A 19,304-nucleotide genomic window follows, 5' to 3' on the forward strand; every position below is an offset into this window, starting at 1 on the left:
CGGCACCCGCCTGCGGCGAGGTAGTGAAGGGCCTCGACCGCAGAGGCACGCCCCAGGGGATCGATGCGGGCGACACCAGGGGTCTATCCACGCCAGGCGCCACCGGGGTGCCGGGGCGGCTGCATGAAGCGGCGCTTGAGCCACTGCACCAGCAGCAGGTAACTGAGCGCCGCCGTGGCGAGGAAGGCAAAGAACTCCGGCGGCAGCGGCACGAATCCGAACAGGTCGGCCAGCGGCGTCCACGGCAGTATCAGGCCGGCCGCCAGCACCGCCACGACGCTCGCCACCAGCGGCGCGGATGGGCGGCTGCGCAGCGGATTGCCGTGCGTGCGGATGACGAACACCACCAGCGTCTGCGTGGCCAGCGACTCGATGAACCAGCCGGTGTGGAATGTGTCCGCGGTGGCCTGCAGCCAGTGGATCAGCACGTAGAACGTCAGCAGGTCGTAGAGCGAGCTGACCGGCCCGATGCCGACCATGAAGCGGCGGATCAGCGGCACGCTCCAGCGTTGTGGTCCCCGCAACTGGGCCGCATCCACGTTGTCCGAGGGAATCGTGGTCTGCGCCAGGTCGTACAGAAAATTGTTGAGCAGTATCTGCGCCGGCAGCATCGGCAGGAACGGCAGCACCAGCGCGCCGACGACCATGCTGAACATGTTGCCGAAGTTCGAGCTGGTGCCCATGAACAGGTACTTCATGACGTTCGCGAAGGCGCGCCGGCCTTCGATTACACCGGCATGGAGCACCTCCAGGTTGCGCTCGCGCAACAGGATGTCGGCGCTGTCGCGGGCGATGTCCGCGGCATTGGGGACCGAGATGCCCACGTCCGCCGCGTGGAGCGAGGGCGCGTCGTTGATGCCATCGCCAAGGAAGCCCACCACGTCGCCACGCGCCTTCAGCGCCATCACGATGCGGCGCTTCTGCTCCGGCGTGACCTGGGCAAACACGCGCGTGCGCGAAGCCAGCAGGCCCAGGGCGGTCTCGCTCAGGCCGCGCAATTGGTCCCCGGTCACCACGCTGCCGGGATCCAGTCCGACCTTCTCGCAGGTGTAGCGCGCCACCCGCGGGTTATCCCCGGTGAGGACCTTCAGCGGGATGCCATCGGAGGCAAGTGCCTGCAGCGCCCCGGCCACCCCGGGCATGAGCGGATCGACGAAGGACACGAAGCCGGCCAGCACCAGCCCTGCTTCATCCTTCGCGGTGAAGCGCGTGCGTGCCTCGACCGGCCGCCAGGCGACTGCGAGCACACGCAGCCCACGCTCGCCCATCGCCTGGTAGGTGCGTTCGCAGTCCGCGCGGCGCAGCGCGTCGAGCGGCAGGATGCCGTCTGCCAACGCATATTGGGTGCAGGCGGGCAGGATCGACTCCGGCGCCCCCTTGGCGACCAGCCAACGTTCCCCTGCCCGCTCGACGACCACGCTCATGCGCCGTCGTTCGAAGTCGAGCGGAACCTCGTCCAGCTTGCTCCAGCCTACTGGCAGCGGGCCCTCGCGCAGGATCGCGGCGTCGATCGGGCTGTGCGTGCCGGTTTCGAACATCGCGTTGAGCATCGCCAGTTGCGACGTCCTGGCCGATGGCGCTCCCTGCGCATCCCAGCAGCCGTCGACCGCCGTGTCGCCACGGGTGAGCGTGCCGGTCTTGTCGCTGAGCAGCACGGTCATGCTGCCGAAGTCCTCGATCGCGGCGAGGTGGCGGACGATCACCCGGCGGCGTGCCATGCGCACCGCGCCGCGCGCCAGCGTGACAGTGGTGATCACCGGCATGAACTCCGGCGTCAGTCCGACCGCAAGCGCAAGAGCGAACAGCAGCGTCTGCAACGGCGGCCGGTGCAGGACGACACCCGCCAGCAACACCAGCAGGACCAGCAAGACCACGGTCCGCATGATCAGCCCCGCGAAATCCTTCAGGCCGCGCTCGAACTCGGTCAGCGGCGGCCGCTCGTCCAGTCGTGCCGCGATCCCGCCGAAGGCGGTCGCGGCACCGGTCGCCTCCACCAGGGCGACCGCGGTGCCGGCGACGACCGACGAGCCGAGGAACACCTTGCGTTCCGCTTCCGGGTCGGAGCCGGTATCGTCGGGTTGCGGCTCCTTTTCCACCGGCAGGGATTCTCCCGTCAGCGCCGCCTGCTGCACGTGGAAGTCCCGGGCATCGAGCAGGCGCGCGTCGGCCGGAATGCGATCGCCGGCGGCCAGGCGGATCAGGTCGCCGGGTACCAGTTCGCGCCGTGGCCGCTCCTGCCAGCGGCCGTCACGACATACCGTGGCCATCGGCGTGACCTCCGCGCGCAACCGCTCGGCGGCACGCTGCGACCGAAAGCCCAGTGTGGCGTTGAGCACGATGCCGAGCAGAACGATTACCGCGATGATCAGCGCGCCGAGGATGTCGCCCAGCACCCCGGCGGTGATCGCCGCCGCGATCAGGATCGCCACGAGAGGGTTGGCGAAGGCGGCGGCAACGGTCCCGGCGAGCCCCGATCCCGTGCGCGGGAACTCGTTCAGGCCAAACCGGGTCCGGCGCCGCAGCGCCTCGGCCTCGGACAGGCCGGTGCGTGCCGGTGGCGCGGGATCGCCGGGGCGAGGCGCGGGCTCCGGCGCAGAGCGGGTCGCGGATTCCATGGCGGCCACCATGCCCGTCAGCGCACGCGCGCCGTTGACCCTGGTCAACTCCAATGCGCCGCCCTTGATGCAACTCAATGCGCACGGTAGCCGCCGTGCTGGGATGGTCTACCTCGCCACGATCCGCCCTCGCGCGGAAAGCTGCGGCGATCGGCGTGCCGCGCTGCGTAGGAGAGCGGTGGACTGGACACCTCCGACCGGCTGCGCCTGCTGGTCGTGGTGGCGTCTTCCCAGGCGCATCCGCTGAGGCACGTGACCCGCGACGCTCACCCGGCTCTGCAGCACGGTCACGTTGTGCGCTTGTAGTCGCGCTCGATGTGCCAGCCGGACAACCGTGCCGCGGCACGGTTGTCCGGAACGGCCGCACGCGCGCCAGGTCCATGCCCAGCGTATCCAGTACCGAACGCCGCGTGGTGTGCATGTCCATCTTGAAAATGACCTTGGACCACGGCTGCGGCGGGCGCGAGGGCGAGCAGCGCGGCGGCGAGCGCACTGTGCCAGTCGTCGAATCGGATGTTCATGTGAAGCCTCCACCGCGCGTGCGGCTGGTACGGCATCCGGACTCCCGCCGGTCATCCTTCGCCATGCGGCGGCGCGGGAATTGATGTCGGTCAACCAGTCCGCCGAGGAACCGGGGGCGCCTACGGTCGCACCCCACGCGGGCGCAGGTTGACCGAGATCAAGTGCCCGCGCAGCGTGCGGTCACACGCTCGCTGGCAGCCACGGGAGCCCGCCATGCAAGTCCGCGAAATATGCACGCACGAAGTGGTTTCCATCAGCCCGGCCGCCTCGGTGGTCGACGCGGCCCGGCTGATGCGCACGCGGCACGTGGGCGCGCTGGTAGTGGTGGAGCAGCCCAACGGCGAGCGCATTCCGGTCGGCATGCTGACCGATCGCGACATCGTGCTGGAAGCGGTCGCCACGGAGGCGCCCTGTGGGCAGTTGCGCGTCAGCGACGTGATGAGCCGCGACCCGGTCACCTGTTCGCAGGACGAGCATCTGCTCGACGTGGTGGCACGCACGCGCGCTTACGGCGTCCGCCGCCTGCCGGTGCTCAACGCCAAGGGCGGCCTGTGCGGGCTGCTCAGCCTGGACGACATCTACGGCGCGCTGGGCGCCTGCATGGAGACGATGAGCCGGGCGCTGACCCGCAGCCACGTGCGCGAGATGGAAGCGCGCCCGTGAGTCCCGACGTTCCGGGGATCCGTGATGGGGCCACCGCGGCGCCCGCGAGCGTCGCCGCGATCGGCCCTTACCTGCCCCGAACCCATATCGCCTACTTCTCGATGGAGATCGCGCTGGAGCCGCGCATGCACACCTACGCCGGCGGGCTGGGCGTGCTTGCCGGCGACACCGCCCGGGCAGCTGCGGACCTCGAACTGCCGATGGTGTTCGTCACGCTGGTGTCCCGCCAGGGTTACCTGCGCCAGTCGTTCGATGCGCAGGGCAACCAGCTCGAGTCGGCCGATCCGTGGGCGCCGGATGCCTTTGTCCACCCGCTGCGCGCCAAGGTCGCCGTGCTGATCGAGTGCCGGGAAGTCTGGGTGCGGCCGTGGCTGTACCGGTTGCGGGGCCGCCTCGGGCACGAGCTGCCGGTACTGCTGCTGGACACCGACCTGCCGGAGAACGCACCGCAGGATCGCCGCATCACCGATGCGCTGTATGGCGGCGACGCGGCGTATCGGCTGGCGCAGGAAATCGTGCTCGGCATCGCCGGCGTGCGCGTGCTGCACGCGCTGGGCTTCGAGATCGCCACCTACCACCTCAATGAAGGGCATGCCGCGCTGCTCGGCCTGGAGCTGCTGCGTCGCTACCCGCTGCCGCCGGACACGGTGGGACCAGGCGAGCTGCAATTCGATGCCGGTGAAGTGCGCAGGTCGTGCGTGTTCACCACGCACACGCCGGTCGACGCGGGACATGACCGCTTCCCCTACGCGCTGTACGAACGCCTGCTGCCGGGCTACCTCGAAACCTCGCAGGCGGCCCTGCTGGCCGGGAGCGGAGCGCTCAACCTGACCCAGCTCGCGCTCAGCCTCGCCGGCTTCGTCAACGGCGTCGCGGTGCGCCATGCGGAAGTCACCACGCGCATGTTCCCGGGCTACGACGTGCGTGCAGTGACCAACGGGGTCTATCTGCCGGACTGGGTGCATCCGGCGTTCGCCGCACTCTACGACCGCAGCTCCGCCTGCTGGGTGCACGATCCGGAGACGCTGGCCCGGTTCGACCAGTTGCCCGACGCCGACGTGTGGCAGGCGCACGAACGGGCGCGCGCCGACCTGATCGCGTTCCTGGCCGAGCGTGCCGGCGTGGCGCTGGATGCGCAGTTGCCGATCCTCGGCTTCGCGCGCCGCATGACTGCCTACAAGCGGTCGTCGCTGCTGTTCACCGACGTGGCGCGGCTTCGCGCGATTCACGCGGCATCGCCGTTCCAGGTCGTCATGGCGGGCAAGGCGCATCCGCGTGACGAGGCGGGCAAGGCGATGCTGCGCCAGTTGCATGCGTTGGCGCGGGACCTGGTGCCGCAGATCCAGCTGGTTTTCGTCCCCGACTATGATCTCGCCGCAGCCCGGGTGCTGGTAGCCGGCTGCGACGTCTGGCTCAACACGCCGCTGCCCCCGCTGGAGGCGTCGGGCACCAGCGGCATGAAGGCCGCGGCCAATGGCGTGCTCAACCTGAGCGTGCTGGACGGTTGGTGGGTCGAGGGCTGCATCGACGGCGTCACCGGCTGGTCGCTGGGCGAGGCGCAGGACGAGGCAAGCGCGAGCAGGAAACTCTACGACTGCCTGGAGCAGGTCGTGCTGCCCCTCTACCACCGCAACCGCACCGGCTGGATCGGCATGATGAAGCAGTCGGTGGCCAAGCTCGCCGTCTACTTCAATGCGCACCGCATGATGCGTCGATACGCGGCCGAGGCATACCTGCAGCACCGCGGATCGGCGCTGCGGGGGTCGCGCTGAAGCATCGCTTCTGCCCCTGGCGACGGGTGTCTGCGAGCCCTATGCGTGCTGGCAGGTGCTCAGGGTGCTGCAGGAGCGCTTCTGTGCGCGACCGCGGCATGCACTCCGGGGAGTCGCGCAACGGGTGCGCCCCTGCAGGGGTCAGGCACGCGGCCCTGGGCCGCGCGCGATTTCAGCCTACCTTGATGCGCCGCTGCTGCCCGTTCGGCTTCTTCGGCAGGTGCAGGCTCAGCACGCCGTTTTCGTAGCGGGCCTCCGCCTTGGCGTCGTCGACGTCCGTCGGCAGGCTGAAGGAGCGGAACACCTGGCCGTAGTAGCGCTCGGTGCACACCTCGCGGTTGCCGTTCTTCTTCTCCGTCTCGCGCCTGGCTTCGGCGGTGATCGACACCTGGTTACCGTCGATGGTGACGTCGATGTCTTCCTTGCGCACACCGGGAACGTCTGCCTGGATGTCGTAGGCCTCGTCGTTCTCGCTGACGTCGACGCGGATTTCCGGCGCCACTTCCAGGTCCCTGAACATGGCGCGCAGCCCGACGTTGCGGAACAGGTCGTCGAAGTCGTTCGGCTCGGTCCGCGAAAGCGGCTTCAACGGATTCCAGCGGGTAAGCATGGTCATGATGGCAAGTCTCCAATCGATGCGGGGGAAAGCCCACGGGCGGCCGCGCCCGCGGGGCCAGCGTCGACGCTACGCTGCGCCGCCGGCCGGCACTTGATCGACATCAAGAGCGTCCGCTCGCGCGCCCTCTCCCTGCGCGGTTGGGCCGTTGACGTGCGTCAAAGGCAGGGCGCGACGGCGACCTATGCTTTCCGGCAAACGGTCGGCGCAGCGGGATGGCCCGCATCCGTTCGACGGAGCCTGCCACATGCCAAACGACGCACCCCACGCCGCACCGCAAGCCGACCTCCCGGTTGCGCCGTCCCGCCCGGCGCGGCGCCGGCATGCGTTCGCGTGGCTGGTCGGCGCCCTGCTGGTCTGCGTTCCCCTCGCGGTCGCGACATGGTGGATGCTGCCGCCGCGCGTCATCGTCGTGCACGCGCATCGGGGTCTGGCCATCGAGGCGGTGTACGCCACCGGCACGGTGGAGCCGACCGTCATGCTGCCGATCGCCGCACGCATCACCGCGCGCCTGGTCGAACTGGACGTGGACGAGGGCGAGCGCGTTCGGGCCGGCCAGCAACTGGCCAGGCTGGAAGACACCGACCTGGCCAGCAACCTGGCCCAACTGCGTTCGCAGGAGGCCTTCGCCCATGCCGAGTACCGCCGCTATGCCGCCCTGCTGCCGCGTGGCGTCATCGCGCGCACGCAGTACGACAAGGCGCGCTCGGACTGGCAGTCGGCGCGCTCGGCCGCCGACCGCGCCGCGGCCGAGCTGCACTACGCCCGGCTGCTGGCGCCCACGGCGGGCACGGTGATCCGTCGCGACGGCGAGATCGGCCAGTTGATGACGCCGGGAAGCACGGTGTTCTGGTTGGCCGTCGATTCGCCGCCGCGGGTAACCGCCGACGTCGACGAGGAAGACATCACACGGGTCGTCCCGGGGCAGGCGGTGCTGATCCGCGCCGATGCCTTTCCCGGGCAGGTGTTCCAGGGACGCGTGCACGGCATCACGCCCAAGGGCGACCCGACCGGCCGCAGCTACCGCGTGCGCATCGCGTTCGATGGCCACACGCCGCTGCAGGTGGGCATGACCGCCGAGGTCAACATCATCGTGCGCCGCCATGGCGACGCGCTCTTGTTGCCGGACGGCGCACTCGTCGGCGACCGCGTATGGGTCGTGCGCGACGGGCGGCTTCAATCGCGGCGGGTCGGCGTCGGTATCCGCGGCGAACGGCAGGTCGAGATCACCGCGGGCCTGTCCGGTGAGGATGCGGTGGTCGCGACGCCGGCCGAAGGCTTCGGCGAGGACGCGAAGGTGCGCGTGACTGAAGCCGGAGCACGCCCGTGATCCGCCTGCTCGTGGACGTCGCCGCACGGCACCTGCTGGCGCGCCGGCGGCAGAGCATCGTCTCCCTGCTGGGCGTGGTGCTGGGCGTGTCCTTCTTCCTGTCGATCTCCGCGATGATGCGCGGCTCGGAGCAGGACATCATCCACCGGCTGGTGGACAACGCGCCGCACATCACCATCGAGGACGAATACCGCAACCCGACCCTGCAGCCGGTGAGCCAGCTGTTCCCCTCCGCTGCCGTGCAACTGCACCACCTGGTTCCGCAGACCGAGACGCGCGGCATCCGCGGCTACCCGCAGATACTGGACTACCTGCGGCGCACGCCGGGGCTGCGTGCATCGGCGGTGCTGAGCGGCCAGGCGCTGGCGAGTTTCGCCGGCAAGGACCGCGCGATCGGGCTTTACGGGATCGTCGCCAGCGAGTACGCGCAGGTCTCGACCATCCGCCGTTTCATGGTGCAGGGCTCGCTGGACCAGCTGGAGGCCAATCCCAACGGCATCGTCATCGGCGACGAGCTGGCTCGCCGGATGAGCCTGGCGATGGGCAACAACCTGCGCGTGGCGAGCACCACCGGCCAGGTGCGCACGTTCAAGATCATCGGCCTGTTCCACACCGGACGGTCCGATTTCGACACCGGCCAGGCCTTCGTCGCGCTCAAGCGCGTGCAGTCGATGCTCGACCGGCCCAACCGCATCAACACCATCGTGATCAGGCTGGCCGACCCCAACGCCGCGCGCACCGAGGCGGCGCGCATCGAGCAGCGCGTGCACTACAAGACAGTGTCCTGGCAGGAGCGCTCCGAGGACCTGATGAGCGCGCTGGCGATCCGCAGCGTGATCATGTACGCGGTGGTCGGCGCCGTGCTGGTCGTGGCCGCGTTCGGCATCTACAACGTGATCTCCACCGTAGTGCTGGAGAAGCAGAGGGACATCGCCATCCTGCGCGCGATGGGTTTCCAGGCCCGCGACATCGAGGGCATGTTCCTGGCCCAGGGCGCGCTGATCGGCGCGGTCGGCAACGTGTTCGGCATCGGCCTGGGCTGCGGGCTGATGGCGGGGCTGATGCGCATCCATTTCCGCGTCCCCGGCAGCACCGACGTGAATTACCTGGCGATCGACTGGAGCCTGTTCCAGTTCGTGCTCGCCGGCGGCGTGGCCATGCTCGCGGCGATGATCGCGGCCTACCTGCCGGCACGGCGTGCGGCCAAGGTCGAGCCGGTGGACGTGCTGCGCGGAGGCACCTGATGGCCGAGGCGATACGGCTGGAGCGCGTGACGCGCCGCCTCGCGGGCGAGGTGCCGGTGACGCTGGTGGACGACGCCAGCCTGCGCATCGACGGCGGCGAGTGCGTGGCCATCACCGGCCCGTCGGGCTCGGGCAAGTCCTCCCTGCTCTATCTGATGGGACTGCTCGACCTGCCCAGCGCGGGGCGCATCTGGCTGGGCGGCTCGGACACGGCCGAGTATGGCGAGGCCGAGCGCTCGGAGGCGCGGCTGCGGGCGATCGGCTTCGTGTTCCAGTCGCATTTCCTGCTGCCCGAGTTCAGCGCCTGCGAGAACGTGATGCTGCCGATGCGCCGGCTGGGGGCCTACGACGAGGCGACCATCCGCGACCGCGCCCGTGCCCTGCTGGCGGGACTGGACCTGGCAGCCCAGTGCGACAAGTGGCCCCGCCAGCTTTCCGGTGGCCAGAGCCAGCGCGTAGCGATCGCCCGTGCGCTGGCCAACGACCCGATGCTGGTACTGGCCGACGAGCCGACCGGCAACCTGGACAGCGTGGCCAGCCGCAACGTGCAACGTACCGTGCTTGCACTGGCGCACGAGCAGGGCCGCGCCGTGGCGGTGGTGACGCACGATGCGGATTTCGCGGCGCAGGCGGACCGGCGCATCCGCGTCGTCGACGGGCGCATCCAGCCCTAGCATCAGGTGCCACACCCTGCTCCGGCTGCGCCGGGACGAGTGCTAGCCGGCGAGTCGGTCCGTCCCATGCCCGCCGGTCGGGCGTCGGCGCGGCGGCCGGGCGCGGGCGCCGAGCCAGCGAGCGAACCAGTCGCGGGCGAGCTTCGAAGCCGCTTCCAGGGTGCCCGGTTCCTGGAACAGATGGCTGGCGCCAGCGACGACCGCCAGCTCGTTCTTGCCCGGAATGCGGCGCTGCGCGGCCCGGTTGAGCGACAGCAGTTCGCGGTCCCCGCCAGGTGCGATCAGCAAGGTCGGCGCGGTAATGCGGGCCAGCGTGCCCGCACCGGCAAGGTCCGGCCGCCCGCTGCGCGACACCACCGCGGCGACATCGCGCGGGCGCTGTGCGGCCACCGCCAGCGCGGCGCCCGCACCGGTGCCGGCGCCGAACAGGCCCAGCGGCAGCGGTCCCAGCGCCGGGTCGTGGCGCACCTTCGCGACCACCGCGGCGAGCCGGTCCGACAACGCGGCGATGTCGAAGGCGGCGGCGCGCGAGAGCTGCTCCTCCGGCGTCAGCAGGTCGATCAGCAAGGTGCCCATGCCTGCCCGCTGCAGGTACTGCGCGAGGAAGCGGTCGCGCGGGTTGTCCCGGTCGGTGCCGCTGCCGTGGGCAAAGATCACCAGCCCGCGGGCGTGCGGCGGCATCGCCAGGTCGCCGGGCAGGGTCACGTCCGGCAGGTGGAAACGTGCCGGCTCGGGCACCGGCAGTCCGGCGGCCGGCCTCGGCGGGACCGACAGCAGGCGCACCACCTCGGCGTCGTCCACCGGGCGGAAGTCCTCGTAGAACGAGCCCACCGCGCGGAAGTGCGGTGGCGCATGCAGGCAGATGACGTCGTCGACGAGGTCGTCCAGATCCTGCAGGCTGTCCGGCGCCGCCACCGGCACGGCCGCCAGCAACGACGCCGGATGCTGCTGGCGCACCGCGTCCAGCGCCGCGCGCATGGTGGCGCCGGTCGCCAGTCCGTCGTCGACCACGATCACCACGCGGCCGGTGGGATCGGCCGGCGCGCGGCCGGGGCTGTAGAGGGCGCGGCGCTTGCGGATCAGCGCCCCTTGCCGGGCAGCCTCGGCACGCAAGTAGCCCATGCCCGCGCCGCCAAGGGCCGACCGCGTCGTGAGCTGGATGCGTCCCTGCTCGTCGACTGCGCCGATGGCCAGTTCGCGGTTGGCAGGCGAGCCGAGCTTGCGCACCAGTACCACGTCCAGGTCGCCGTCCAGTGCATCGGCCACGACCCTCCCCACCGGTACGCCGCCGCGCGGGATCGCCAGCACCAGCGGACGCTGACCGCGGTAGACGGCCAGGGCCTCGGCCAGCTGCCGGCCGGCGTCGCCACGGTCGGCGAAGCGCCGTGCCCGGGATGCCAGATTGCCTTTCATGATGCTGCCTCCGTCCGCCACCGTCGTCGGGGCGGCCCGCCATCGCAGCGTTCAGCCGATCACGAAGCTGACCCGCATGCACACACGCCAGGCCATGATCCCGCCGTCGGGTCCGGTGACGACCTTGGTCTCGCTGATCCACGCGCCCTTGATCCCGTCGAGCGTCTGGGCGGCCCGCTCCAGGCCCTGCCTGACGGCATCCTCCACGCTCTCGGGTGATTCGGAAATGATTTCGATGACCTTGGCGACGCTCATGGCGCATCCTCCGGCGGGTGGCTGCGGCCGGGTCGGCCGATGCCGCAGGACCCCACCCTAGTCCGCCAGCCGGACGCCGAATTGATCCCGATCAAACGGCGCGATCGGCGGCGCGATCACCCGCTCGTGGAGGACAACGCCGTCCCCGCCGGATCGAGCACGCGCACGTCGACCTCGACGCCCTGGCGCACGCTGCCGGTCACCACGCAGAAGTCCTCGAACTGCGCCAGCACGCGATCGAGGTGTTCCAGCGAGGCGGCCGCATCGGCCAGTCGCAGGTCGACCTCGATACGCGGCACGCGCCAGCGCCGGTCGGCATTGCGGGCAATGGTCGCGCGGGCCCGGGCCGTGATCGGCGCCGGCGCGTTGCCGAACTTGCGCAGCGCGAACAGCAGGCTCGCTGCCAGGCAGTTGGCCACCGCCGTGGCCAGCAGGCGCGACGGGTTGGGGCCATGGCCCTGCCCCAGCGGCGCCGGCTCGTCGGTAGCCAGGTCGGCGATCGCGGTGCCGTCGAAGCGCACGTTGAACTCGTACTCGCCCACCTGGGTCAGGCTCACCTCGACCGTCTGCGCCTCGCTCACGTCACGTCTCCTTCGGTGCGCGGCGCCCGGTGCGCCAGCCATGCGTAGTAAAGCAGCGGGATCACCAGCAGGGTGAGCACCGTGGACACCAGGATCCCGAAGATCAGCGACACCGCCAGGCCCTGGAAGATCGGGTCGTCGATGATGAAGAAGCCGCCGACCATCGCCGCCACGCCGGTCAGCACGATCGGCTTGGCGCGCACCGCGGCCGCCTCGACCACCGCCTCGCCCAAGGGCCGCCCGGCGGCCAGCGCGTGGTTGATGAAGTCGATCAGCAGGATCGAGTTGCGCACGATGATGCCGGCCAGCGCGATCATGCCGATCATCGAGGTGGCGGTGTACTGCGCGCCGACCAGTGCGTGGCCCGGCATCACGCCGATCACGGTCAGCGGGATCGGCGCCATGATGATCAGCGGCACCAGGTAGCTCCTGAACTGGCCGACCACCAGCAGGTAGATCAGCAGCAGGCCGACCGAATAGGCCAGGCCCATGTCGCGGAAGGTCTCGTAGGTGATCTGCCACTCGCCGTCCCACTTCACCGACGGTGCGCTGGTGTCCTGCGGCTGCGCGATGTAGTGCTGGCCCAGCCGCGCGCCGGCGACGTCCTGGTCGCGCAGATCGCCGACCAGGCTGAACATGCCGTACAGCGGACTGTCGGTGGCGCCGGCATCGTCGCCGGTGACGAAAGCGTAGGGCAGCAGGTCCTTGTGGTAGATCGCCTGCTCCCGGCGGGCCGGGCGCACGCTCACCACTTCGGACAGCGGCACCAGCGCACCGTTCTGCGCGCGCACTTCCAGCGCGAGCAACTGCGCCAGCGAGGCCTGGTCGCCGGCCGGCAGGCGCAGCCGCACCGGCACCGCGTAGCGGGCGTGGCCGTCCATCAGCCAGGTGGCGTCCTCGCCGGAGAGCGCGGTGCGCAGAGCCTGCGCGATGCCGGCCTGGTCCAGGCCCAGGCGCGCGGCGCGCTCGCGGTCGACCACCATCACCTCGCGCGGCGCCGCGTCCTCGACGCTGGAGTCGACGTCGACCACGTCCTTATTGGCCTTGAAGCGTTTCTCCAGCGCCAGCGCGGTGCGCCGCACCGTGTCGTCGTCGGACCCGTAGACCTCGGCCACGATCGGCGCGAGCACCGGCGGACCGGGCGGCACCTCGACGATCTTCACCGACGCGCCGTAGCGGGCGCCGATCTTCGCCAGCGCCGGGCGGATGGCCAGCGCGATGGCGTGGCTCTGGCGATCGCGCAGTGCCTTGTCGACCAGGTTCACCTGCAGGTCGCCGACGTTGGCGCCGCTGCGCAGGTAGTACTGGCGCACCAGCCCGTTGAAGGTGATCGGCGCGGCGGTGCCGGCGTAGCCCTGCCAGTTGGCGACCTCCGGCAGCGTGGCCACGGTGGCCGCCAGCTCGCCCAGCACGCGGTTGGTGCGCTCCAGCGTGCTGCCCTCGGGCATGTCCAGCACCACCTGGAACTCGGACTTGTTGTCGAACGGCAGCATCTTGAGGATCACCGCCTTGACCACCACCAGCCCGACCGCGGCCAGCACCAGCACGCCCATCGCGGCGAACAGCAGGCGCCGGCGCCGGGGAGCCTTCTCGCCGGCGATGAACGGCGTCATCACCCGCCCGAACAGGCGGTGCAGGCGGCTGTCGGACGGCGCGTGACCGCCTTCGCCACCGTGCCCGTGGTGGCCGAGCAGCTTGAGCGCCAGCCACGGCGTGACGATCAGCGCCACGGCCAGCGACAACAGCATGCCGGCCGAGGCGTTGATCGGGATCGGGCGCATGTACGGCCCCATCAGTCCCGACACGAACGCCATCGGCAGCAACGCGGCGATCACCGTGAAGGTGGCGAGGATCGTCGGTCCGCCCACCTCGCTCACCGCCTCGGGAATCGCCTCGCTCAGGGTGCGTCCGCCCAGCGCCATGTGGCGGTGGATGTTCTCCACCACCACGATCGCATCGTCGACCAGGATGCCGATGGAGAAGATCAGTGCGAACAGCGACACGCGGTTGAGCGTGAAGCCCATCGCCCAGGAGGCGAACAGCGTCAGCATCAGCGTGATGATCACCGCGGTGCCGACCACGATGGCCTCGCGCCAACCCAGCGCGAACAGCACCAGCAGCACCACCGACCCGGTGGCGAAGATCAGCTTGTGGATCAGCTTGTTCGCCTTGTCGGTGGCGGTCTGGCCGTAGTCGCGGGTCACCGTGACGTGCACGTCGGCAGGGATCGTCACGTTGCGCAGCGCGGCCAGCCGCGCGTCGATGGCGCCGGTGATGTCGGCGGCATTGGCGCCGGGCTTCTTGGCCACCGCCAGGGTGACCGCCGGCGCATTGCCGGACGGGCCGCCCTTGTCCGCCGGTGCGCCGAACCAGACGTAGCGACTGGGCAGGTCCGCGCCGGCGTGGATGCGCGCCACATCGGAAAGGAACACCGGCTGCCCGTGCTTGAGCCCGATCACCAGGTTGGCGACGTCAGCCGCGTTGGCCAGGAAGGTGCCGGCGGTCACCGGCACGTCGCGGTCACCGGCCACCCGGTCGCCAGCCTGGGCGACCACGTTGGCCGCCTTGAGTGCGCCGGCGAGGTCGCCGACGGCCATGCCATAGGCGGCCAGCCGCGCGGCATCCAGCTCCACCACCACCGCGCGCGTCGGTGCGCCCAGCGTGTAGACGTCGCGCGTGCCGGGCACGCGCTTGAGATCGGTCTCCAGCGTGTGCGCCACCTCGGCCAGGCGGGTAGGGTTCTGCGCCGGTGCGTCGCTCCACAAGGTCAGCGCCATCACCGGCACGTCGTCGATGCCCATCGGCCGGATCAGCGGCGGACCGACGCCCAGCCCCGGTGGCACGAAGTCCTGGTTCTGGAATACCTGGTTGTACAGCCGCACGATCGCGCTCTGGCGCGGCACGCCGACCTGGAACTCGACCGTCAGCACCGCCATGCCCGGGCGGCTCACCGAATAGACGTGCTTGACGCCCTCGATCTCGGCCAGTTTCTGCTCCAGTAGGAACGCCACCAGGTTCTCGACGTCGCGCACGTCGGCGCCGGGGAACGGCACCATCACGTTGACCATGGTCACGTCGATCTGCGGCTCTTCCTCGCGCGGCGTGATCACCGCCGCGGCGAGCCCCAGCAGCAACGCGGCCAGCGCCAGGATCGGAGTGAGCGGGGAAGCCTGGAAGGCGCGCGCGATACGGCCGGAGAAGCCGAGCTTCGGCTCGCTCATGGCGCCGCCTCGTCGCGGTGCGCACCAATCCAGCGTGCCGCCGCGGCCGGGTCCAGCGCGATCCGCTCGCCGTCGTCCAGGCCAGCCAGCACCTCGACCCCGTCGCCGTAGCGCGCGCCGGTACGCACCTGGCGCAACTGCGGCGCGCCCTGCCCCAGCACGTAGACGCCCTGCAGCTCGCCCCGCTGCACCAGTGCCGATGCCGGCACCAGCAACCGGCGCTCGCGCCCGACCGCGAAGGCGACCTTGACCGTCATGCCCGGGTACAGGCCGGTGTCGTCGCCCGGCAGCTCCAGCCGCACGCTGAAGGTATGCGTGTCCGGATCGGCGTAGGGGAACACCGTCACCTTCGTGGCCGCCTCGCGACGCGCGCCATCGTCCAGAAGCACTTCGGCATGATTGAGCCGCCGGATCGCCCCGACCGCGCTCTGCGGGACCTGCACGGTGACGCGCAGGTCCTTGAGCGACACCCCGGCCATCAGCGGCTGGCCCGGCTGCACCGACTCGCCAACCTGCACGAAGCGGCGCGTGACGATGCCGGCGTAAGGCGCGCGCACCACGGTGTAGTCCAGTTGCTGGCCGACTTCGCGCATCTGCGCCTGGGCGGCCTGCAATGCGGCCCGCGCCGCGTCGCGGCGGGCGCGTTCCTGGTCCAGTTGCTGGCGCGCGACCAGGCCGCGTTCGGCAATCGCCGCGACCCGCTTGTAGGACGCTTCCGCCTCGTCGTAAGCCGCCTGCGCAGCGGCGATCTGTGCCTGGGCCCGGTTGTGCGCGGACTTCTGTTCGACGTCGGTGAAGCGAACGATCACTGCGCCCTCGGGCACCGTATCGTTCACGTCGAACGGCAGCTCGACCACGCGACCGGCGGTCTGCGCGGAAACGGTGGCCTGGTTGACCGCCTCGACGACCCCGTCCCAGGCCTGCTCGCGCGGTGCCTCCTGCCGTTGCACCACGCGGCTGGCCAGGTCGGTCGGCGCGGATGGGGCCGGTGGCGCGGCTGGCTCGCCGCCACGGCACCCGGCCAGCAGTGCGACGGTGAGGGCCAGCGCGGTGAGTGGCCGGGCGTGGCGCATCAGCGCGCCTCGTCGATCATCTGCCGCATCTGCGCCTGGACCTCGTCCGCCACGGGCCGCAGGGCCGGATCGTCCGAGAGCATGCCGAGCAGGCGATCGGGCTCGACCATGCCGATGCAGGTCCGGCCGCCTTCGGTATAGACCGAGATGCGGCACGGCAGCGCCATGTTCAGGCGCATGTCCGTTTCCATCACTTTGGCCGCCTGCCGCGGGTTGCACACCTCGAACACCTTGCATTCGCGCTCGAACGGCACGCCCTTGCCACGCAGCGTCGCGCCGATGTCGTGCACGTGCAGCACGCCGAAGTTGTGGCGGCGCACGGCCGCGTCCAGGTCTTCGACCGCCTGGGCGAAGGGCTTGGGAGTTTCTGCGACGTAATACATGCGAAAGGCCTCGTTGGGGTCAGCGGGAGAAGGCGCACCCGGGCTTGAGCCCGAGTCCCTTCAGGATCAGCGCCAACGGACAGAAGCCCGTGAACGAGGACTGCAGCAGGTTGGCGCCGACGAACACGGCCAGCCACAGCCAGGCCGGCGACACCCACCATCCCAGCGCGACGGACAACAGCACGACGCTTCCGGCAAAGGCGAGCACGACACGATCGATGTTCATGGCAAGTCTCCCTGGGAATGCCTGACGGGCGGCTTGAGCCGCTCGATACCGAGCAGCTTGAGCACGTATTTCTCGTAGACCGGCTCGGTGTTGCCGGTGCGGATCTTGTGCAGGTAGTACTTCTCGAAGGCGAGCTTGGCCAGGCGCACCCACTTGCCCTGCTTCGCCCAGGTCACGTTGCGCGGCGGGATCTGCGGCAGCGCCACGAAGGCCGCGCCGGTGTCGCCCATGTCGGCCAGGCACACCGCGTTCCAGGTCGCACGCGCATTGGGCTGGCGGCCGGCGATCTCCTCGCGCAGGTTGTGCGCGATGGCGGTCACCATCGACTCGATCATGAACCCGGTCTTTGGCGCGCCGGTCGGCACCGGCGTGGGCTCGACCGGCGGAATCGCCACGCACACGCCGGCGGCAAAGATGTTGCGGAAGCGCGGGTTGCGCTGGTGCTCGTCGATCAGGATGAAGCCGCGCGGATTGGTCAGCCCCTCGATGCCGCGCACCGCGTCGACACCGGTGAACGCCGGCAACAGCATCGCGTAGGCGAACGGCAGCTCGCTCTCGCCCGCTACCGCGCCCCGCGCGTCGACCTCCTGCAGCCGCAGCTTGCCGGCTTCGGCGCCCAGCACCTTCGCGCTGGTGATCCACCGGATGTCGCGCTGGCGCAGCTCGTGCTCCAGCAGGCTCTTCGAGTCGCCCACGCCACCCAGGCCCATGTGGCCGATGTACGGCTCGGGCGTGACGTAGGTGATCGGCACGCGATCGCGCAGCTTGCGCTTGCGCAGGTCGGTGTCGAGCAACAGGGCGAACTCGTAGGCGGGGCCGAAACAGCTGGCGCCGGCCGCCGCGCCGACGACCACCGGTCCCGGCGCCTGGAGGAACGCCTGGTAGGCGTCCCAGGCGCGCTGGGCGTGTTCGGCGGTGCACACCGACTGCGTGTGGCCGTCCGGCCCCAGCCCCGGCACCTCGTCGAAGGCGAGCCGCGGACCGGTCGCGATCACCAGGTAGTCGTAGTCCAGCACCTGGCCGTCACGCAGCCGCACGCGGCTCTCGGCCGCCAATACTTTCTCCGCCGGCACCTCGACGAAGCCGATGCCGTGGTGCGCCATGGGTTCACCGATCGGGAAGCCGATGTCGTCGCGCCTGCGCGAACCCAGCGCAAGCCATGGATTGGAAGGGGTAAAGCTGAAGCGCGGCCCGTCCCCTACGAGGGTGACGGCGTGTTCCTTGCCGAGGGCGGCGCGAACCTCGTAAGCCGCGGCGGTGCCGCCCAGCCCGGCGCCCAGAACGATGATGTTGGCCATGTTGCCCGCTCCTGTTGGATGCCTCGAAAAGGTTGCGCCAGCCTCTCCGTCGCCCTTTGACCGGCATCAATCCCGAGCTATATTAGAGTTTTCTAATGTTAGACAACGCTAATATTCGGATCTGCTAAAGTCAAGCTGCCATGCCCGCCGACTCGCCACCCGATCTTTCGCCCATGCACGCCCGCGCCGACGAGGCCGCGCGCCTGCTCAAGGCGCTCGGCAACCCGCAGCGCCTGCGCGTGCTGTGCCTGCTGGTCGAGGGCGAGCTATCGGTGGGCGAAATCCACAAGGCGCTGCCGGACCTGAGCCAGTCGGCGCTCTCGCAGCACCTGGCGCGGCTGCGCAAGGAACGCCTGGTGAGCACGCGCCGCGCGGCGCAGTCGATCCACTACGCGCTCGAACCGGGTCCCGCGCAGGCAGTGATCGAGACCCTTTACGGCGCCTACTGCGCGCCCTCGGCTCGCCGCAAGGGTCGCCGTTAGGCAACTGCTGCCGGCCCCGCAGCCCGATGGCGCGACTTGATCCCGGTCAACAGCAGCCTCGCGCCGTCTGCGCATGCTTGGCGCAGACGCTCGCGGAAGCCAAGCCATGACCGAACTGATCGTTACCGTGTCCGAGCCCGAACGCGAGGCGCCCTTGCTGGACTACGCGTTTTCGCTGGCCCGCCAATGGCGCGCCTGGTTGACCGGGCTGTGCGTCATCCCGCTCGATGCGATGGTGATGGCATTGCCCGATGCGGCCGGCGTGCTGGCGGCCGAAGAGCGCGACGCGCTGGCCGACGAGGTGTGGTGGCGTCAGCGCTGCCAGGCCGCCGCCGTGGGCGGCAGCTGGGAAGTGGTCTGCGGCGTCTACCGCCGGGTGGTGGCCGAGCGCGCGAGCCTGGCCGACCTGGTGATCGGTCGCCTGCCCGGCTGGCCGGCGGTCCTGCAGGATGTCTCGCGCCGGCTGGCCGAGACGCTCGTGCACGGCGGCTGTCCGGTCGTCCTGGTGCCGGACGACTGGATCGCGCGACCGTCGCTCGGCCATGTGCTGCTCGCCTGGAACGGAAGCGCGCCGTCTGCCCGCGCCGCGCGCGCGGCGCTGCCACTGCTGCGGATGGCGGACCGGGTGACCGTGCTCGATGGCACGCATGGTCCGGGCGCCCGGACCGCCGCACCGCTGCGGCAGTGGCTAAAGCGGCAAGACGTATCGTGCGACTGGTTGCCGTTCCAGGCCTGCGGCGACATAGGCGAAGCCATCCATCGCGAGGCGGCCCGCCTTTGCGTCGACCTGCTGGTGCAGGGCGCGTGGGGGCGCCGGCGGACCAGTGAGCGGCTGCTGGGCGGCGCGACGCGCCATTCGCTGAGGCACAGCCGCGTACCGCTGCTGCTCGCGCCCTGACCCGGCTGGCGCAGGTCGACTCTCCTGCACGTCGACCC

The 19,304-nt window shown here is 70.4% G+C and carries 18 protein-coding genes; 7 read left to right on the forward strand and 11 right to left on the reverse strand.

What is annotated here, in order from left to right; all coding sequences use genetic code 11:
* Window positions 1-83: 83 nt before the first annotated feature.
* Together mgtA and ACFWZU_RS07060 are read right to left on the reverse strand one after the other, a co-directional pair.
* Entirely contained in the window at window positions 84-2,615 is a 2,532-nt protein-coding gene (gene mgtA / locus ACFWZU_RS07055; RefSeq protein ID WP_439700698.1) for a magnesium-translocating P-type ATPase, read from the reverse strand.
* Window positions 2,616-2,902: 287 nt separating this feature from the next.
* A complete protein-coding gene (locus ACFWZU_RS07060; protein ID WP_439700699.1) occupies window positions 2,903-3,136 on the reverse strand; it encodes a hypothetical protein in 234 nt (77 codons plus the stop codon).
* A gap of 214 nt (window positions 3,137-3,350) precedes the next feature.
* On the opposite strand from ACFWZU_RS07060, the gene ACFWZU_RS07065 reads away from it, so the two are divergent.
* Complete coding sequence (locus ACFWZU_RS07065) at window positions 3,351-3,800, forward strand: CBS domain-containing protein (protein WP_439700700.1); 450 nt, start codon at window positions 3,351-3,353, stop codon at window positions 3,798-3,800.
* Window positions 3,797-5,572 (forward strand): alpha-glucan family phosphorylase, encoded by a 1,776-nt coding sequence (gene glgP / locus ACFWZU_RS07070; RefSeq protein ID WP_439700701.1) that lies wholly within the window; start codon window positions 3,797-3,799, stop codon window positions 5,570-5,572. The genes ACFWZU_RS07065 and glgP overlap by 4 nt, the downstream gene beginning before the upstream one ends.
* 172 nt (window positions 5,573-5,744) lie before the next feature.
* Here glgP and ACFWZU_RS07075 read toward each other — a convergent pair whose 3' ends face one another.
* Entirely contained in the window at window positions 5,745-6,188 is a 444-nt protein-coding gene (locus ACFWZU_RS07075; RefSeq protein WP_439700702.1) for an Hsp20/alpha crystallin family protein, read from the reverse strand.
* 247 nt (window positions 6,189-6,435) lie between these two features.
* Here ACFWZU_RS07075 and ACFWZU_RS07080 point away from each other — a divergent pair, with 247 nt between their 5' ends.
* Genes ACFWZU_RS07080 through ACFWZU_RS07090 form a run of 3 tightly spaced genes read left to right on the forward strand, consistent with a single transcriptional unit; the run spans window position 6,436 to window position 9,436 of the window.
* Complete coding sequence (locus tag ACFWZU_RS07080) at window positions 6,436-7,518, forward strand: efflux RND transporter periplasmic adaptor subunit (protein ID WP_439700703.1); 1,083 nt, start codon at window positions 6,436-6,438, stop codon at window positions 7,516-7,518.
* The gene (locus tag ACFWZU_RS07085) at window positions 7,515-8,762 is read left to right on the forward strand and encodes an ABC transporter permease (RefSeq protein ID WP_439700704.1); all 1,248 of its coding nucleotides are present in this window, start codon (window positions 7,515-7,517) and stop codon (window positions 8,760-8,762) included. The genes ACFWZU_RS07080 and ACFWZU_RS07085 overlap by 4 nt, the downstream gene beginning before the upstream one ends.
* Window positions 8,762-9,436, forward strand: coding sequence for an ABC transporter ATP-binding protein (locus ACFWZU_RS07090; RefSeq protein ID WP_439700705.1), 675 nt, complete (start codon window positions 8,762-8,764; stop codon window positions 9,434-9,436). The genes ACFWZU_RS07085 and ACFWZU_RS07090 overlap by 1 nt, the downstream gene beginning before the upstream one ends.
* A 42-nt stretch (window positions 9,437-9,478) precedes the next feature.
* On the opposite strand, the gene ACFWZU_RS07095 is transcribed toward ACFWZU_RS07090, so the two are convergent.
* The 8 genes from ACFWZU_RS07095 to ACFWZU_RS07130 all read right to left on the reverse strand — a co-directional run bounded on the left by ACFWZU_RS07095 (window position 9,479) and on the right by ACFWZU_RS07130 (window position 17,886).
* Entirely contained in the window at window positions 9,479-10,849 is a 1,371-nt protein-coding gene (locus ACFWZU_RS07095) for a phosphoribosyltransferase family protein (RefSeq protein ID WP_439700706.1), read from the reverse strand.
* Between the two features lie 51 nt (window positions 10,850-10,900).
* Entirely contained in the window at window positions 10,901-11,104 is a 204-nt protein-coding gene (locus tag ACFWZU_RS07100) for a dodecin family protein (protein ID WP_439700707.1), read from the reverse strand.
* Window positions 11,105-11,220: 116 nt separating this feature from the next.
* The gene (locus ACFWZU_RS07105) at window positions 11,221-11,685 is read right to left on the reverse strand and encodes an OsmC family protein (protein ID WP_439700708.1); all 465 of its coding nucleotides are present in this window, start codon (window positions 11,683-11,685) and stop codon (window positions 11,221-11,223) included.
* Window positions 11,682-14,906, reverse strand: a complete 3,225-nt coding sequence (locus tag ACFWZU_RS07110) for an efflux RND transporter permease subunit (protein ID WP_439700709.1) — start codon at window positions 14,904-14,906, stop codon at window positions 11,682-11,684. The genes ACFWZU_RS07105 and ACFWZU_RS07110 overlap by 4 nt, the downstream gene beginning before the upstream one ends.
* Window positions 14,903-15,979, reverse strand: a complete 1,077-nt coding sequence (locus tag ACFWZU_RS07115; protein WP_439700710.1) for an efflux RND transporter periplasmic adaptor subunit — start codon at window positions 15,977-15,979, stop codon at window positions 14,903-14,905. Before ACFWZU_RS07115 ends, ACFWZU_RS07110 begins: the two co-directional genes overlap by 4 nt.
* Window positions 15,979-16,362 (reverse strand): DUF302 domain-containing protein, encoded by a 384-nt coding sequence (locus tag ACFWZU_RS07120; protein WP_439700711.1) that lies wholly within the window; start codon window positions 16,360-16,362, stop codon window positions 15,979-15,981. Before ACFWZU_RS07120 ends, ACFWZU_RS07115 begins: the two co-directional genes overlap by 1 nt.
* 19 nt (window positions 16,363-16,381) lie before the next feature.
* Window positions 16,382-16,588, reverse strand: coding sequence for a YgaP family membrane protein (locus tag ACFWZU_RS07125; protein WP_439700712.1), 207 nt, complete (start codon window positions 16,586-16,588; stop codon window positions 16,382-16,384).
* Window positions 16,585-17,886, reverse strand: coding sequence for an NAD(P)/FAD-dependent oxidoreductase (locus ACFWZU_RS07130; protein ID WP_439700713.1), 1,302 nt, complete (start codon window positions 17,884-17,886; stop codon window positions 16,585-16,587). Before ACFWZU_RS07130 ends, ACFWZU_RS07125 begins: the two co-directional genes overlap by 4 nt.
* A 140-nt stretch (window positions 17,887-18,026) precedes the next feature.
* Between ACFWZU_RS07130 and ACFWZU_RS07135 the strand changes: the two genes are divergently transcribed.
* Both ACFWZU_RS07135 and ACFWZU_RS07140 read left to right on the forward strand, forming a co-directional pair.
* A complete protein-coding gene (locus ACFWZU_RS07135; protein ID WP_439700714.1) occupies window positions 18,027-18,368 on the forward strand; it encodes an ArsR/SmtB family transcription factor in 342 nt (113 codons plus the stop codon).
* A gap of 106 nt (window positions 18,369-18,474) precedes the next feature.
* Window positions 18,475-19,266 carry a hypothetical protein gene (locus ACFWZU_RS07140; protein ID WP_439700715.1) on the forward strand — a complete coding sequence of 264 codons (792 nt, stop codon included), beginning with the start codon at window positions 18,475-18,477 and terminating at the stop codon, window positions 19,264-19,266.
* Window positions 19,267-19,304 lie beyond the last annotated feature (38 nt).

It is taken from the genome of Frateuria sp. GZRR33, from assembly GCF_051900425.1.
In the GTDB taxonomy this organism is placed as follows: Bacteria; Pseudomonadota; Gammaproteobacteria; order Xanthomonadales; family Rhodanobacteraceae; genus Frateuria_A.

Excerpts from the sequence above, each read along its gene's own strand:
- mgtA (WP_439700698.1), bottom strand. The coding sequence starts at position 2,615 with ATGGAATCCGCGACCCGCTCTGCGCCGGAGCCCGCGCCTCGCCCCGGC.
- ACFWZU_RS07060 (WP_439700699.1), bottom strand. The coding sequence starts at position 3,136 with ATGAACATCCGATTCGACGACTGGCACAGTGCGCTCGCCGCCGCGCTG.
- ACFWZU_RS07065 (WP_439700700.1), top strand. The coding sequence starts at position 3,351 with ATGCAAGTCCGCGAAATATGCACGCACGAAGTGGTTTCCATCAGCCCG.
- ACFWZU_RS07075 (WP_439700702.1), bottom strand. The coding sequence starts at position 6,188 with ATGACCATGCTTACCCGCTGGAATCCGTTGAAGCCGCTTTCGCGGACC.
- ACFWZU_RS07080 (WP_439700703.1), top strand. The coding sequence starts at position 6,436 with ATGCCAAACGACGCACCCCACGCCGCACCGCAAGCCGACCTCCCGGTT.
- ACFWZU_RS07090 (WP_439700705.1), top strand. The coding sequence starts at position 8,762 with ATGGCCGAGGCGATACGGCTGGAGCGCGTGACGCGCCGCCTCGCGGGC.
- ACFWZU_RS07095 (WP_439700706.1), bottom strand. The coding sequence starts at position 10,849 with ATGAAAGGCAATCTGGCATCCCGGGCACGGCGCTTCGCCGACCGTGGC.
- ACFWZU_RS07100 (WP_439700707.1), bottom strand. The coding sequence starts at position 11,104 with ATGAGCGTCGCCAAGGTCATCGAAATCATTTCCGAATCACCCGAGAGC.
- ACFWZU_RS07110 (WP_439700709.1), bottom strand. The coding sequence starts at position 14,906 with ATGAGCGAGCCGAAGCTCGGCTTCTCCGGCCGTATCGCGCGCGCCTTC.
- ACFWZU_RS07115 (WP_439700710.1), bottom strand. The coding sequence starts at position 15,979 with ATGCGCCACGCCCGGCCACTCACCGCGCTGGCCCTCACCGTCGCACTG.
- ACFWZU_RS07120 (WP_439700711.1), bottom strand. The coding sequence starts at position 16,362 with ATGTATTACGTCGCAGAAACTCCCAAGCCCTTCGCCCAGGCGGTCGAA.
- ACFWZU_RS07125 (WP_439700712.1), bottom strand. The coding sequence starts at position 16,588 with ATGAACATCGATCGTGTCGTGCTCGCCTTTGCCGGAAGCGTCGTGCTG.
- ACFWZU_RS07130 (WP_439700713.1), bottom strand. The coding sequence starts at position 17,886 with ATGGCCAACATCATCGTTCTGGGCGCCGGGCTGGGCGGCACCGCCGCG.
- ACFWZU_RS07135 (WP_439700714.1), top strand. The coding sequence starts at position 18,027 with ATGCCCGCCGACTCGCCACCCGATCTTTCGCCCATGCACGCCCGCGCC.
- ACFWZU_RS07140 (WP_439700715.1), top strand. The coding sequence starts at position 18,475 with ATGACCGAACTGATCGTTACCGTGTCCGAGCCCGAACGCGAGGCGCCC.